We start from the raw sequence: 13635 nt of genomic DNA, 5'->3' as shown, positions 1-13635 counted from the left end.
GAGAAAACTGTGAATGAAGCACATGCTCTGATCGTACTGGCTGCCGGTATCCTTATGGGTCTGGCTGCTGTTGGTGCCGCTGTAGGCGTAGGTATCCTGGGCAGCAAATTCCTGGAAGGCGGTGCCCGCCAGCCGGAATTGATCCCGATGCTGCGTACCCAATTCTTCGTTGTTATGGGTCTGGTTGACGCCGTTCCCATGATCGGCGTTGGTCTGGGTCTGTACATCCTGTTCGTCATGGCCGGTTAAGCGCCGAAATCACCACCCCATTCATTCCATCCAGTGGAGAAGCGGTGTGAATTTTAACCTCACGTTTATCGGGCAGATGATAGCGTTCGCCATCTTTGTATGGCTGACCATGCGCTATGTCTGGGCGCCGATAACCAAAGCGATGGCTGAACGGCAGAAGCAGATTGCCGATGGGCTCAGTGCCGCTGATCGCGCTGCGCGTGATCTCGAACTGGCGCAGGAAAAAGCATCCCAGGAACTGCGTACGGCCAAGCAACAGTCCGCCGAAATCGTCGAAATGGCGAACAAGCGCTCCAACCAGATTATCGATGAAGCCAAGCATCAGGCACGCATAGAAGGCGAGCGTTTGATCGCAGCGGCTAAGTCGGAGATCGAACAGGAACGCAATCGGGCGAAAGAAGCGCTGCGTGCTGAAGTAGCCGCACTCGCGATTGCCGGTGCAGAGAAGATCCTGGAAACCTCTGTCGACGCCAAGGCTCACAGCGACATGCTGGAGAAGCTGGCCGCGAAACTGTAAAAGAGGTTTGACATGGCAGAGTTGACAACGCTAGTCCGACCCTACGCCAGGGCGGCTTTCGAGTTTGCGCAGCAAAGCGACAAACTGGCGGAGTGGTCCGCAATGCTGGCATTGGCGGCGGAAGTGGCTCGCGACGCGGAGATGCAGCGGGTGCTCAATCACCCGGTGCTCACTGATGAGCAGAAGGCCACAGCGGTCATCGATGTTTGCGAAGGTAAGCTGTCAGACCAGGGCAGGAACTTTATTGTGATCCTGGCTGAGAACAAGCGTTTGACCCTCTTACCTGAAATATCCGCAATGTTTGAGACGCTCCGGGCACAACTGGAGCGTTCCGTCGATGTGGAACTGACCTCGCCGTTCGAACTGAACCAAGAGCAGCAGGAACAGCTGACGAAGGCATTGACCCGGAAGCTCGACCGGCAGGTGAAGCTTACTGCCGAAATCGACCAGAGCCTTATTGGCGGAGTTGTTATCCGGGCTGGCGATATGGTTATCGATGCCTCCGTACGCGGCAAGCTGATGAAGCTCGTCGAAGCGATAGGTTCCTGATTTCAGATTTAGGTTTGAGGACAAAGGCATGCAGCAACTGAATCCATCCGAGATCAGTGAGATCATCAGAAAGCGCATCGAAAAACTCGATGTGTCTTCTGAAGCACGCAACGAAGGGACCATCGTCAGTGTTTCCGACGGTATCGTCCTGATTCACGGCCTGGCCGACGTTATGTACGGCGAGATGATCGAGTTCTCCAATGGCGTTTACGGTATGGCGCTTAACTTGGAGCGTGACGCCGTTGGCGCCATCGTGCTGGGCGATTATGAAGGCCTGGCGGAAGGTCAGAAGGTCAAGTGTACCGGCCGTATCCTGGAAGTGCCGACCGGCGAAGCACTGCTTGGCCGTGTCGTCGACTCTCTGGGTACTCCGATCGATGGTAAGGGCCCGTTGGAAAACGTGACTCTGGCGCCGATCGAGAAGGTCGCTCCCGGTGTTATCGCACGGCAATCGGTTGATGAACCGGTTCAGACCGGTATCAAGGCTATCGACACCATGGTGCCGATCGGTCGCGGTCAGCGTGAGCTGATTATCGGTGACCGTCAGACCGGTAAAACCGCGGTTGCGATCGACGCGATCATCAACCAGAAGGGTACCGGCGTTAAGTGTATCTACGTTGCCATCGGCCAGAAGCAGTCTTCGATTGCTGCGGTTGTGCGCAAGCTGGAAGAGCACGATGCCATGGACCACACGATCATCGTCGCTGCCGGCGCTGCTGATCCTGCGTCCATGCAGTACCTGTCGGCCTATGCCGGTTGTACCATGGGTGAGTACTTCCGTGACCGTGGCGAAGACGCCCTGATCGTTTATGACGATCTGACCAAGCAGGCCTGGGCTTACCGCCAGATCTCCCTGCTGCTGCGTCGTCCGCCGGGCCGCGAAGCCTACCCGGGTGACGTCTTCTACCTGCACTCCCGTCTGCTGGAACGCGCCGCGCGAATCAATGCCGATTATGTCGAGCAGATTACCAACGGCGAAGTCAAAGGTCAGACCGGTTCGTTGACGGCGTTGCCGATCATCGAAACCCAGGCGGGCGACGTTTCCGCATTCGTGCCGACCAACGTTATCTCCATCACCGACGGTCAGATCTTCCTTGAAACCAACCTGTTCAACTCCGGTATCCGTCCTGCCATGAACGCAGGTATCTCGGTATCGCGGGTAGGTGGTGCAGCCCAGACCAAGATCATGAAGAAGCTGGGTGGCGGTATCCGTCTGGCCCTGGCCCAGTATCGTGAACTGGCGGCATTTGCGCAGTTCGCCTCGGACCTGGACGAAGCGACCCGTAAGCAGCTTGAGCATGGTCAGCGCGTCACTGAGCTGATGAAGCAGAAGCAGTATTCGCCGCTGTCCGTGGCGGAGATGGGTACGGTGCTGTACGCAGCGAACGAAGGCTTCCTCGATGATGTCGACGTGAAGAAGGTCGTGGACTTTGAAGCTGCCCTGCTGTCCTGGATGCGTTCCGAGCAAGCAGAGCTGCTGGCCAAGATCAACGAGAAAGGCGACTTCAGCGATGAGATCGCCGCCGGCCTGAAAGCTGCAATCGAGAAATTCAAGTCGACTCAGAGCTGGTAATGAAGCCGGCCCGCGATCTTTGTGATGGCGGGTCTCGCTCCTACCGGTTTGAGCTCCTAACTTGACGAGGCAGTGAAACCATGGCCGTCGGAAAAGAAATACGTAACCAGATCTCCAGTATCAAGAGCACGCAGAAAATTACCAGCGCGATGGAAATGGTCGCCGCCAGTAAGATGCGCAAGGCTCAGGATCGCATGCAGACGACGCGTCCGTATGCTGAAAAGATCCGCACGGTAATCGGGCACATTGCCAACGCCAATGCCGAGTACCGCCACAAGTATATGGAAGAACGGCCCAGCAAACGCGTCGGCTACATCGTTATCAGTACCGATCGCGGCCTTTGCGGCGGCCTCAACGTCAACCTGTTCAAGCGACTGGCCGTTGAAATGCGTGCCAAGGCGAAGGAAGGCGTTGAGATCGATCTTTGTGCCATCGGGCAGAAAGGCGCCATGTTTTTCCGCAACTATGGCGGCAATGTGGTCAGCGCGTTGACGCACATCGGCGATGCGCCGAGTGCCAACGACCTGATCGGCGCGGTGAAGGTGATGCTGGATGCCTATGGCGAAGGCCGTATTGACCGGTTGTTCCTGGTCAATAACCGCTTTGTGAACACGATGACCCAGACGCCGGAGTTTACTCAACTCCTGCCCCTGAAGCCCGTTGATAAAGACGAGTTCAAGCATCACTGGGATTACCTCTACGAGCCCGACGCCAAGCCCCTGTTGGATGGGCTGCTGACGCGCTTCGTGGAATCCCAGGTTTATCAGGGTGTGGTTGAGAACCTGGCCTGTGAACAGGCCGCGCGGATGATCGCGATGAAAAGCGCTACGGATAACGCGGGCGATATCATCAAAGACCTGCAACTGGCTTATAACAAGGCCCGTCAGGCAGCGATCACGCAGGAAATCTCCGAGATCGTCAGCGGGGCAGCCGCCGTCTGAGGCGAGACCGAATACTGAATTTACGAGGAACCGAGCATGAGTAGCGGACGTATCGTTCAAATCATCGGCGCTGTCATCGACGTGGAGTTTTCACGCGATGCCGTGCCGAATGTGTATGACGCTTTGCTGGTCGAAGGTGGCGAAACCACGCTGGAAGTGCAGCAGCAATTGGGTGACGGCATCGTTCGGACCATTGCGATGGGTAGCACCGAAGGTCTTCGCCGCGGCCTGAATGCGGAAAATACCGGTGCCCCCATTTCCGTCCCCGTGGGAACCCAGACCCTGGGTCGCATCATGGACGTACTGGGTCGCCCGATCGATGAGCGCGGCGATATCGGCGAGGAAGAGCGTTGGGCCATCCACCGTAAGCCCCCGGGCTACGCCGATCAGGCAGCCTCCGCGGAGCTGCTGGAAACCGGCATCAAGGTTATTGACCTGGTTTGCCCGTTTGCCAAGGGCGGTAAGGTCGGTCTGTTCGGCGGAGCCGGTGTTGGTAAGACCGTCAACATGATGGAGCTGATCAACAACATCGCCAAAGAGCACAGCGGTCTGTCGGTATTCGCCGGTGTGGGTGAGCGGACTCGGGAAGGTAACGACTTCTACTACGAAATGAAGGAGTCCAACGTTCTCGATAAGGTCGCGATGGTTTACGGCCAGATGAATGAGCCCCCTGGAAACCGCTTGCGTGTGGCGCTGACCGGTCTCACCATGGCTGAGAAGTTCCGTGACGAAGGCCGTGACGTACTGCTGTTCATCGACAACATCTACCGTTACACCCTGGCGGGTACCGAAGTATCGGCACTGTTGGGCCGTATGCCGTCTGCGGTAGGTTACCAGCCGACGTTGGCAGAAGAGATGGGTATCCTGCAGGAGCGGATCACATCGACCAAATCCGGCTCGATCACGTCAATCCAGGCGGTATACGTACCGGCGGATGACTTGACCGACCCGTCGCCAGCGACCACCTTCTCCCACTTGGACGCCACTGTCGTACTGAGCCGGGATATCGCCGCCAAGGGTATCTACCCGGCGATCGACCCGCTGGATTCCACCAGCCGTCAGCTGGATCCGCTGGTTATCGGTCAGGAGCATTACGATGTTGCCCGTGGCGTACAGACCGTACTTCAGCGCTACAAGGAACTGAAGGACATCATCGCGATTCTGGGGATGGACGAATTGTCGGAAGAAGACAAGCTGACCGTTGCCCGTGCGCGTAAGATCGAGCGTTTCCTGTCTCAGCCGTTCCACGTTGCCGAGGTCTTTACCGGTTCCCCCGGTAAGTACGTCTCGCTGAAGGAAACCATTCGTGGCTTCCAGGGCATTCTCAATGGTGAATTCGACGAACTGCCTGAACAGGCGTTCTATATGGTCGGCACCATTGACGAGGCTTTGGAAAAGGCCAAGGGTAGCAAGAAGTAACAGGCGGAACCTGATGTTTCGGGGTGTCGTTCGTCATGGATGAGCGGCATCGCCTGTTCTGATACCCTTCTGTTAAGAGGCATCGATAATGGGTATGTCTGTGCATTGCGATATCGTCAGTGCTGAAGATCAGATCTTCTCCGGCTTGGTAGAGATGGTAATCGCTACCGGGAGCGAGGGGGATTTGGGTATCGCGCCAGGACACACGCCGTTGCTTACTCGCCTTAAGCCGGGCCCCGTCCGGATTATCCGGCAAGGTGGTGAGGAAGAGGTTTTCTATGTGTCTGGTGGCTTTCTGGAAGTACAGCCCAACCTTGTGACCGTACTTGCCGACACGGCAATGCGCGCAGAGGATATGGATGAGGCTGCAGCAGAGGAAGCCAAGCGCGCGGCCGAGAAGGCCCTGGCTAACAAAACGGGCGAATTCGAGTATTCGCGCGCCGCTGTCGAGCTTGCAGAAGCCGCTGCGCGTTTGCGTACGATCCAGCACCTGCGCCGCAAATCGGGCTGAGGTCTCGATCGTCGATCATCTCGACGTAAAACCGCACGCGATCGCATATTCGGGGCCGGTACTGTCTGGCGCCGGGCGAATCGAGTGCGGTTTTTTTTCGTCTACGATTACCTATAGCGCCGTAAAGCAGGGAAAGGTAGCGAGCTTATGAATCAACCGTTGCACATCGTCATTCTGGCCGCAGGGCAGGGCACTCGTATGAAGTCGTCGCTGCCCAAAGTTCTGCATTGCCTTGCCGGCCGACCCCTGCTGCATCATGTGATCAATACGGCGGAAACCTTGGGTGCTGATGGCATCCATGTCGTGATTGGTCATGGCGCGGATAACGTCAAGGCCGCGACGCCAAGCAAGAGCATCCATTGGGCGCTGCAGTCGGAACAGCTGGGTACCGGGCATGCCGTGGCCCAGGCCCTGCCTCAGGTTCCCGATGACGCTAAAGTCCTGGTGCTTTATGGGGACGTACCGCTGATATCGACAGCGACACTTGAGCGTTTGCTGTCGGGCTTGAGCGAAAAAAGCCTGGCGTTACTCACGGTTCGGTTGAGTGATCCTTCCGGCTATGGCCGGATTTTGCGTAACGCCGAGGGGAAGGTGACGGCGATCGTCGAGCAGAAGGACGCCAGTGAGGAACAGAAGCAGATTGATGAAGTCAACACCGGTATCCTTGCAGTCATGGCAAGTCACCTCAAACAGTGGCTCCCACAGCTGTCCAACAGCAATGCTCAAGGCGAGTATTACCTGACAGACGTCATTGCCATGGCTGCCCAGGGTGGGCTGGCCATCGAAGTCGCCCAGCCACCCTGCGAGGAAGAGGTCGAAGGCGTCAACAACCGTGTCCAGTTGGCGACGCTTGAACGTTGGTATCAGCATCGGCAGGCGGAACGCCTCATGCTTGAAGGCGCCACCCTGGCAGATCCCAGCCGTGTCGATATCCGTGGCGAAGTGGAGATCGGGCGGGACCTCTTTATCGATATCAACGTGGTGTTCGAAGGTCGCGTCCGTCTGGGAGATGGCGTCAGGATAGGGCCCAACTGCGTGATCCGGGATGCCGAACTGGAGGCCGGTTGTGAGGTAATGGCCAACTCCGTCATCGAAGAAGCCCACATTGGGACTAATGCCCATGTAGGCCCATTCGCACGTATCCGGCCGGGCACGCGCCTGGCGGAAGGCAGCAAGATCGGCAACTTCGTCGAGGTCAAGAAAGCGATCATCGGCGAGGGGAGCAAGGTCAATCACCTGAGTTATATTGGCGATGCCGAAATCGGCCGTCATGTGAACGTGGGCGCCGGAACCATCACCTGTAACTACGATGGTGTGAACAAGTTCCGTACCGTGATGGAAGACGGTGCCTTTATTGGGTCCAACAGTGCCCTGGTCGCGCCGGTGACTATCGGTCGGGATGCGACCATTGGTGCGGGTTCGACGATTACGCGGGATGTCGCCGCCGGGGAGCTGGCTGTCGCCCGGGGCAAGCAACGCAATATCGAAGGCTGGGAGCGACCGCGTAAGAAATCGTGATCGCATGGCGGGGATACTTAACGTGCATTCGAATGCCTGAAGCGTTCCAATGCGATGAATAGCTCCGGTAACGACGGAAAGAGGCAGGACAACAGATGTGTGGCATTGTGGGCGCTGTGGCGCAGCGGGATGTGCAGGGAATTTTGCTTGAGGGCCTTCATCGCCTCGAATACCGTGGTTACGACTCGGCCGGGATGGCGATTCTGACGCCCAACGGTACCGTCCAGCGTCAGCGTGAAGTCGGGAAAGTGTCTGCACTGGCCGACCTGATTGAGGCCAGTCCGATCAAGGGCCACTCGGGCATCGCCCATACCCGCTGGGCAACACACGGCCGTCCCTCGGTGTTGAATGCCCATCCACATATGTCCGGCGACCGGCTTGCCGTTGTGCATAACGGTATCATTGAGAACTTCCAACCCCTGCGGGAAGAACTGGCCAATGAGGGCTACGACTTTACGTCCGAGACGGATACCGAGGTTGTCGCTCATTTGATCGAGCGTTGCTACCGTCAAACGGGCGATTTTGTCGCGGCAGTCAAGAAGGCGCTTACCCAAATCCACGGGGCCTATGCCTTGGCGGTGATGCATGCGGATGAGCCTGGCCGCCTGGTGGTGACCCGTGAAGGGAGCCCGCTGGTTATCGGTGTGGGTATCGGCGAGAACTTTATCGCATCGGACCAGCTTGCACTGCTGTCGGTGACGGACCGCTTTATTTTCCTTGAAGAAGGGGATGTGGCGGAGATCACCCAGGACGAAATTCGTATCTGGGATAGAGACGACACCCTTGTTGAACGGCCGGTCAGCCGCTATGAGCATGGTGTCGATGCGGTAGACAAGGGTGAGTACCGGCATTTCATGCTCAAGGAAATCCACGAGCAGCCACGGGTTATCAAGGCGACCTTGGAAGGCCGCCTCACGGACTCCCGGGTGCTGGAACAGGCATTGGGTACTGACGCAGGAGCATTGCTGGAAAATGTCCGTCACGTGCAGATTGTTGCCTGTGGTACCAGCTACCATGCCGGCATGGTAGCCCGTTACTGGATCGAGGAACTGGCGGGTATTCCCTGCAGCGTCGAAGTGGCGTCGGAATACCGTTATCGCAAGCATGTGGTGCAGCCGGATACTTTATTCCTGACGATTTCCCAGTCCGGTGAGACGGCGGATACCCTGGCGGCGCTGCGTATGGCCAAAAAGGATGGATTCCTCGCCGCGCTGGCGATCTGCAACGTGCCTGGAAGCTCCCTGGTTCGGGAGTCTGACCTTGTCGTTATGACCCAAGCCGGGCCGGAGATTGGTGTTGCCTCTACCAAGGCCTTCACCACTCAGCTGATTGCCCTGATGCTCTTTACGGTGGCGTTGGCCCGTCACCATGGCCTGCCCGCCGAGCTGGAAGCGGATATTGTCCGGGAGTTGCGGATGCTTCCGGGCAAGGTTCAGGACGTGCTCTCCCTCGATGGCAGTATCGAAACCATGGCCCGCCACTTCGTCGAAAAGTCGCATAGCCTGTTCCTGGGGCGGGGATCTTTGTATCCGGTGGCGATGGAAGGTGCGCTCAAGCTGAAGGAAATCTCCTATATCCATGCTGAAGCCTATCCGGCCGGCGAACTCAAGCATGGTCCGCTGGCCCTGGTCGACAGCGAAATGCCGGTCATTACCGTTGCCCCCAACAACGAACTGCTGGATAAGTTGAAGTCCAATCTTCAGGAAGTCCGTGCCCGTGGTGGCGAGCTGTTCGTCTTTACGGACCAGCATGCCTCGTTGCATGAAGAGGAGGGTGTTCATGTTATGTCCCTGCCGGAAGTGCATAACCTGTTGGCTCCGATTCTCTACACGGTGCCGCTGCAATTGCTGTCCTACCATGTCGCCGTGCTGAAGGGGACGGATGTGGATCAGCCCAGGAATTTGGCAAAATCTGTGACTGTCGAATGAGCTAACGCCTTGCACTAAAAGGCATGTGAAGTGAAACCTTTGCTCTAACCAGAATAAGTGTCTTTCCTGGCGGCGCCTCTAGATGTTGGGGGCGCCGCAAATTCGTCCGGAATGGTTATTGCCCCACGTCCACATTAGCGCCGGAGCGGTAGGGCCGTCGTGTACTTGATCTGCTCCATGGCGAAATTGGAGGAGATGTCCGCCAACCCCTCCGTGCTGCTGATCAGTTTCTTGTAGAAGCGATCGTAAGCCGCGATATCGCTGACCACCACGCGCAAAAGATAGTCCCACTCGCCCGACATACGGTAGAACTCCATGACTTCGTCGAACTGGGTGACCGTATCGGCAAATGTCTTGAGCCATTCGCCTTCGTGATGCCGGGTTTTTACCTGCACGAACACGGAGAGGCCCAGGCCGAGTCGATGCTGATCGAGGAGCGCCACTCGGCCCCTGATGTATCCCTCGGACTCTAAACGTTTTACCCGTTTCCAGCAGGGTGTCATCGATAAGCCGACTTCCTCGGCAAGGTCTTTCAACGGTAAGGAGGCGTCCCTTTGCAGCGCTGAAAGAATCTGGAGGTCAAATTTATCCATTTTCGCCGCTCATAAGAGAAAAATTTTCTAACAGAAAATCTTAAAGCAAAAAATTTTGGAAAAATATCCCCCTGAGCCTTCATTAGACTGTGGCTGAACCGACACCCTGGCCCTTGGCAGTGGGCTGGCAATATTCCCAGCGCGGCTGTTCTCAGGCGGCGTCGGACGTCATTTTGAGATGGAAGGAGAACGCCATTGCTCAATGCGTGGGCCCGCCGGGCGATAAAGCAACTGTCGAGCGACCCGTTCGGAAGCTCTGATACCCCCATCATGAAGCTTGGGATTCCTTCGCTGAAAGGCATCGATATCTATTTGAAAGATGAGAGTGCCCACCCTACAGGCAGCCTGAAACACCGTTTGGCGAAATCCCTTTTCGTGCATGCGATATGCAGCGGCAAGGTAAAGGAAGGCACCCATATCGTGGAGGCATCCTCCGGAAATACCGCGGTGTCGGAAGCCTACTTCTCCCAGTTACTGGGGCTACCGTTCACGGCGGTCATGCCGAGGAGCACAACGCAAAGGAAGGTCGAGCAGATTCGTGGATACGGCGGGCATTGCCACTTTGTGGAATCTGCGGCTGAGGTCTACGAACAGGCCCGGCGAATTGCCCGGGAAAACACGGGCCATTACATGGATCAGTTCACCTATGCGGAGCAGGCGACGGACTGGCGCGGGGAGGACAGCATCGCTGCCGGACTCTACCGCCAGATGTCGGCGGAAGAATGTTCCTGCCCCCGAGGCATCGTCATGAGTGCCGGGACCGGTGGGACGGCTGCTACCCTGGGACGCTATATCCGCTATAAAGGATACGATACACGTCTTGTCGTCGTGGATCCGGAGCGGTCGGTATTCTTCGACAGCTATCGCACTGGGAACAGGGCGCTTACCCGTCATGAGGGAAGCCGGATCGAAGGCATCGGGCGTCCGCAGGTCGAAGCGTCATTCCTGCCGGAGGTGATCGATGACATGCTCAAGGTGCCCGACGCGGCCAGCGTTGCTGCCATGTATTGGCTGGAACGTATTTCCGGGTGTTGTGCCGGTGCCTCGACAGGGACGAACCTTTGGGGAGCACTGACACTGGCCCGTCACATGAAGGTGCGGGGAGAGCGAGGCTCAGTCGTGACCATCATGTGCGACGGCGGGGAGCGATATCCGGATACCTATTGGGATAGGGCGTGGGTCGCCGAGCACATCGGGGACATTACACCCTTTGACGAGGCGCTGTGTGCCATTCGCGCGTGATCGGGTCTACGTCAGTTCCCGGGATTGCAGCTCCGTTTACAGGAGCTGCAAGGGTGGATCGCATGCTCAGGCGAAGCGCATTTCCGGTACATGGTCCGGTACGACCAGCTCCCCAGCGGTCTTCTCCACGATTTCCCCGACGGACACACCCGGTGCGCGTTCCTTGAGAACAAAGGCGCCCTGGTCGATCTCGAGGTAGGCCAGATCGGTCAGAATGCGCTTGATGCAGCCCGCGCCGGTCAACGGCAGGGTGCAGCGCTGCAGCAGTTTGGATTCGCCGTCCTTCGATGCGTGGGTCATGGTGACGATGATATTTTCGGCGCCGGCGACCAGGTCCATGGCGCCACCCATACCTTTAATCAGTTTGCCTGGTACCATCCAGGATGCAATGTTGCCCAGTACGTCCACCTGAAAGGCGCCCAGGACGGTGAGGTCGATATGACCGCCCCGGATCATGGCAAAGGCTTCTGCTGAGTCCATGATGGAGGCCCCGATGCGGGCGGTAACGGTCTGCTTGCCCGCGTTGATCATATCGGGATCGATTTCGTCTTCCGTCGGGAACGGGCCCATACCGAGAAGACCGTTTTCGGACTGCAGCATGACTTCCATGCCGACAGGTACATAGTTTGCGACGAGGGTGGGGATGCCGATGCCCAGGTTAACGTAGAAACCGTCTTTGAGTTCACCGGCGACGCGCTGCGCCATTTGTTCACGCGTGAGTGCCATGATTCATTCCTCTTACTGCTGATTCGATCAGTGCGGATCAATATGTTGTTGTAGTCACAGCCGCGCGGATTAGTCGCGGACGGTCCGCTTTTCGATGCGCTTCTCGAAGGTGCCGCAGATGAGTCGATCGACATAGATGCCTGGGGTCTGGATCTCGCCCGGTTCGAGTTCGCCGGGTTCGACGATTTCCTCGACCTCTACGACGGTAATTTTGCCAGCGGCCGCAGCCAGAGGATTGAAGTTGCGAGCGGTATGACGGTATATCACGTTGCCGTATTTATCGGCTTTCCAGCCTTTAACGATGGCGAAGTCACCGGTGATGGCGTGTTCCAGCACGTAGTGGCGGCCATCGAACTGGCGCACTTCCTTGCCTTCGGCAATCGGTGTGCCATAGCCGGTGGCGGTATAGAAGGCGGGAACGCCGGCTCCCCCAGCACGCATTTTCTCGGCCAGGGTACCTTGGGGCGTCAGTTCCACTTCCAGCTCGCCATCAAGCAGTTGCTTTTCGAACAGGGCGTTTTCGCCCACATAGGAGGAGATCATCTTGCGGATTTGACGATCCTCAAGCAGCAAGCCCAGGCCAAAACCGTCCACGCCGCAGTTATTGGATACGACCGTGAGGTTTTTGGTGCCTTTGCGCTTGATTTCTGCAATGAGGTTTTCGGGAATGCCACAGAGGCCGAAACCGCCAGCAAGAACGGTCATCCCGTCCTCAAGGCCCTCCAGCGCCTGCTCATATGAAGTCACCCGTTTGTCGAACCCGGCCATAACGCCTCCTCTGTATTTATTTTTCGATAACGTAAGAGTGTTGCCTTCGATCAGTAATTTGTTAAATTGATTTTTGGAATTGATTGATTTGTAAAACTGATCAATGTTCTAAGACGTTGTTTCGTCTTGGAACGCCTATGAGACCGGGGTGAGGCCATGACGGTAAAACAGGTGAGGGCTTTCCTCGCCGTGGCGCAAACGCTGAGTTTTGCGCAGGCCTGCGAGATGATGCATGTCTCGCAGTCAGCGCTCAGCCTGTCGATCAAGGCGCTGGAGGAGAGTCTGGGAGGGCCGCTGTTCAAGCGTACGACGCGTAATGTCCGGCTGACGCCAGAAGGCGAGGCGCTGCTACCCCTGGCAAGGCGTTTGATCGCGGACTGGGACAACGCGCGGGATGAGTTGCGGCAACGATTCCGTCTTCAGCAGGGGCTGGTGACTATAGCGGCCATGCCGTCCTTTGCGGGCAATCTGCTACCGGTCATTCTCCGGGATTTTCGTTCACGCTACCCGAAAATCAGCGTGCGAATTCAAGATGTCATTAATGAACGGGTGATCGAAATGCTCCAGGTCCGTCAGGTGGAGCTGGGCATTGCCTTCGAACCGTCGAGTGCGTCCGGCCTGGATTTTACGCCCCTTTACGTGGATCGCTTTGTTGCTGTGGTGTCCTCGGAGTCTCCGCTGGCAGGACTCAGTCGCGTTCCATGGGAGCGACTGCTGGCGGAACCCTTCATCGCCCTGCAACGCCCATCCGCCGTTCGGAATATGCTCGAGCAGAGTCTCAGGGACTGGAAGCTGTCGTTGCCGGTGGAGTTTGAAAGCCATCAACTGACCACGGTGGGACGCATGGTCTCCAGTGGATTGGGCGTAAGTGCGGTACCGGCGCTTTGCATTGGGCAAATGAAGGAATTGGGCGCGCACTGCATCCCGCTTTGCGATCCGGTCATCGAGCAGCCTATCGGTATCCTGACGAAATCCGATGAGGAGCTTTCCGTCGCGGCGCAGGCATTGTTCGAATCGTTGCTGGCCTTCAAGGGGCGGTTTCCTGAAAGCCCTGACCGTGACGGCGGCCTGGGAAGCGCGCCTTAACCGGTGTCGTGCGGG

At 57.3% G+C, this 13635-nt stretch carries 14 protein-coding genes; 11 read left to right on the top strand and 3 right to left on the bottom strand.

Annotated elements, in window-relative coordinates:
* Positions 1 to 9: 9 nt before the first annotated feature.
* From atpE to glmS, 9 genes are all read left to right on the top strand, one after another.
* On the top strand, positions 10 to 249 hold the full coding sequence (atpE, locus tag CLR77_RS05280) for a F0F1 ATP synthase subunit C (protein WP_097459501.1): 240 nt from the start codon (positions 10 to 12) through the stop codon (positions 247 to 249).
* A gap of 46 nt (positions 250 to 295) precedes the next feature.
* Positions 296 to 766 carry a F0F1 ATP synthase subunit B gene (locus CLR77_RS05275; protein WP_097459500.1) on the top strand — a complete coding sequence of 157 codons (471 nt, stop codon included), beginning with the start codon at positions 296 to 298 and terminating at the stop codon, positions 764 to 766.
* A 12-nt stretch (positions 767 to 778) separates the two neighbouring features.
* A complete protein-coding gene (locus CLR77_RS05270; protein WP_097459499.1) occupies positions 779 to 1315 on the top strand; it encodes a F0F1 ATP synthase subunit delta in 537 nt (178 codons plus the stop codon).
* Between the two features lie 28 nt (positions 1316 to 1343).
* On the top strand, positions 1344 to 2888 hold the full coding sequence (atpA, locus tag CLR77_RS05265; protein ID WP_097459498.1) for a F0F1 ATP synthase subunit alpha: 1545 nt from the start codon (positions 1344 to 1346) through the stop codon (positions 2886 to 2888).
* An 80-nt stretch (positions 2889 to 2968) separates the two neighbouring features.
* Positions 2969 to 3829 carry a F0F1 ATP synthase subunit gamma gene (gene atpG, locus CLR77_RS05260; RefSeq protein ID WP_097459497.1) on the top strand — a complete coding sequence of 287 codons (861 nt, stop codon included), beginning with the start codon at positions 2969 to 2971 and terminating at the stop codon, positions 3827 to 3829.
* A gap of 36 nt (positions 3830 to 3865) precedes the next feature.
* The gene (gene atpD, locus CLR77_RS05255; RefSeq protein WP_097459496.1) at positions 3866 to 5248 is read left to right on the top strand and encodes a F0F1 ATP synthase subunit beta; all 1383 of its coding nucleotides are present in this window, start codon (positions 3866 to 3868) and stop codon (positions 5246 to 5248) included.
* Positions 5249 to 5336: 88 nt separating this feature from the next.
* On the top strand, positions 5337 to 5759 hold the full coding sequence (locus CLR77_RS05250) for a F0F1 ATP synthase subunit epsilon (RefSeq protein WP_097459495.1): 423 nt from the start codon (positions 5337 to 5339) through the stop codon (positions 5757 to 5759).
* A 147-nt stretch (positions 5760 to 5906) separates the two neighbouring features.
* Positions 5907 to 7277, top strand: a complete 1371-nt coding sequence (gene glmU, locus CLR77_RS05245) for a bifunctional UDP-N-acetylglucosamine diphosphorylase/glucosamine-1-phosphate N-acetyltransferase GlmU (RefSeq protein ID WP_097459494.1) — start codon at positions 5907 to 5909, stop codon at positions 7275 to 7277.
* A gap of 95 nt (positions 7278 to 7372) precedes the next feature.
* Positions 7373 to 9205, top strand: coding sequence for a glutamine--fructose-6-phosphate transaminase (isomerizing) (gene glmS / locus CLR77_RS05240; RefSeq protein WP_097459493.1), 1833 nt, complete (start codon positions 7373 to 7375; stop codon positions 9203 to 9205).
* 134 nt (positions 9206 to 9339) lie between these two features.
* On the opposite strand, the gene CLR77_RS05235 is transcribed toward glmS, so the two are convergent.
* Positions 9340 to 9798: an Lrp/AsnC family transcriptional regulator gene (locus CLR77_RS05235; RefSeq protein ID WP_097459492.1), complete on the bottom strand. Its 459-nt coding sequence runs from the start codon at positions 9796 to 9798 to the stop codon at positions 9340 to 9342.
* 195 nt (positions 9799 to 9993) lie between these two features.
* Between CLR77_RS05235 and CLR77_RS05230 the strand changes: the two genes are divergently transcribed.
* On the top strand, positions 9994 to 11040 hold the full coding sequence (locus CLR77_RS05230; RefSeq protein WP_227519806.1) for a PLP-dependent cysteine synthase family protein: 1047 nt from the start codon (positions 9994 to 9996) through the stop codon (positions 11038 to 11040).
* A 66-nt stretch (positions 11041 to 11106) separates the two neighbouring features.
* On the opposite strand, the gene CLR77_RS05225 is transcribed toward CLR77_RS05230, so the two are convergent.
* Together CLR77_RS05225 and CLR77_RS05220 are read right to left on the bottom strand one after the other, a co-directional pair.
* Complete coding sequence (locus CLR77_RS05225) at positions 11107 to 11766, bottom strand: 3-oxoacid CoA-transferase subunit B (protein WP_097459491.1); 660 nt, start codon at positions 11764 to 11766, stop codon at positions 11107 to 11109.
* Between the two features lie 69 nt (positions 11767 to 11835).
* Entirely contained in the window at positions 11836 to 12534 is a 699-nt protein-coding gene (locus tag CLR77_RS05220) for a CoA transferase subunit A (protein WP_097459490.1), read from the bottom strand.
* Positions 12535 to 12690: 156 nt separating this feature from the next.
* On the opposite strand from CLR77_RS05220, the gene CLR77_RS05215 reads away from it, so the two are divergent.
* Positions 12691 to 13620, top strand: a complete 930-nt coding sequence (locus tag CLR77_RS05215; RefSeq protein WP_097459489.1) for a LysR family transcriptional regulator — start codon at positions 12691 to 12693, stop codon at positions 13618 to 13620.
* Positions 13621 to 13635: the final 15 nt, after the last annotated feature.

This window comes from Mangrovitalea sediminis (assembly GCF_002514725.1).
Classification (GTDB): domain Bacteria; phylum Pseudomonadota; class Gammaproteobacteria; order Pseudomonadales; family Oleiphilaceae; genus Mangrovitalea; species Mangrovitalea sediminis.
This window is presented reverse-complemented; position numbering and strand designations above follow the sequence as displayed.

What these genes read in the sequence shown, in the direction of transcription:
- CLR77_RS05270 (WP_097459499.1), top strand. Translation starts at nt 779, where the DNA reads ATGGCAGAGTTGACAACGCTAGTCCGACCCTACGCCAGGGCGGCTTTC.
- atpA (WP_097459498.1), top strand. Translation starts at nt 1,344, where the DNA reads ATGCAGCAACTGAATCCATCCGAGATCAGTGAGATCATCAGAAAGCGC.
- atpG (WP_097459497.1), top strand. Translation starts at nt 2,969, where the DNA reads ATGGCCGTCGGAAAAGAAATACGTAACCAGATCTCCAGTATCAAGAGC.
- atpD (WP_097459496.1), top strand. Translation starts at nt 3,866, where the DNA reads ATGAGTAGCGGACGTATCGTTCAAATCATCGGCGCTGTCATCGACGTG.
- CLR77_RS05250 (WP_097459495.1), top strand. Translation starts at nt 5,337, where the DNA reads ATGGGTATGTCTGTGCATTGCGATATCGTCAGTGCTGAAGATCAGATC.
- glmU (WP_097459494.1), top strand. Translation starts at nt 5,907, where the DNA reads ATGAATCAACCGTTGCACATCGTCATTCTGGCCGCAGGGCAGGGCACT.
- glmS (WP_097459493.1), top strand. Translation starts at nt 7,373, where the DNA reads ATGTGTGGCATTGTGGGCGCTGTGGCGCAGCGGGATGTGCAGGGAATT.
- CLR77_RS05235 (WP_097459492.1), bottom strand. Translation starts at nt 9,798, where the DNA reads ATGGATAAATTTGACCTCCAGATTCTTTCAGCGCTGCAAAGGGACGCC.
- CLR77_RS05225 (WP_097459491.1), bottom strand. Translation starts at nt 11,766, where the DNA reads ATGGCACTCACGCGTGAACAAATGGCGCAGCGCGTCGCCGGTGAACTC.
- CLR77_RS05220 (WP_097459490.1), bottom strand. Translation starts at nt 12,534, where the DNA reads ATGGCCGGGTTCGACAAACGGGTGACTTCATATGAGCAGGCGCTGGAG.
- CLR77_RS05215 (WP_097459489.1), top strand. Translation starts at nt 12,691, where the DNA reads ATGACGGTAAAACAGGTGAGGGCTTTCCTCGCCGTGGCGCAAACGCTG.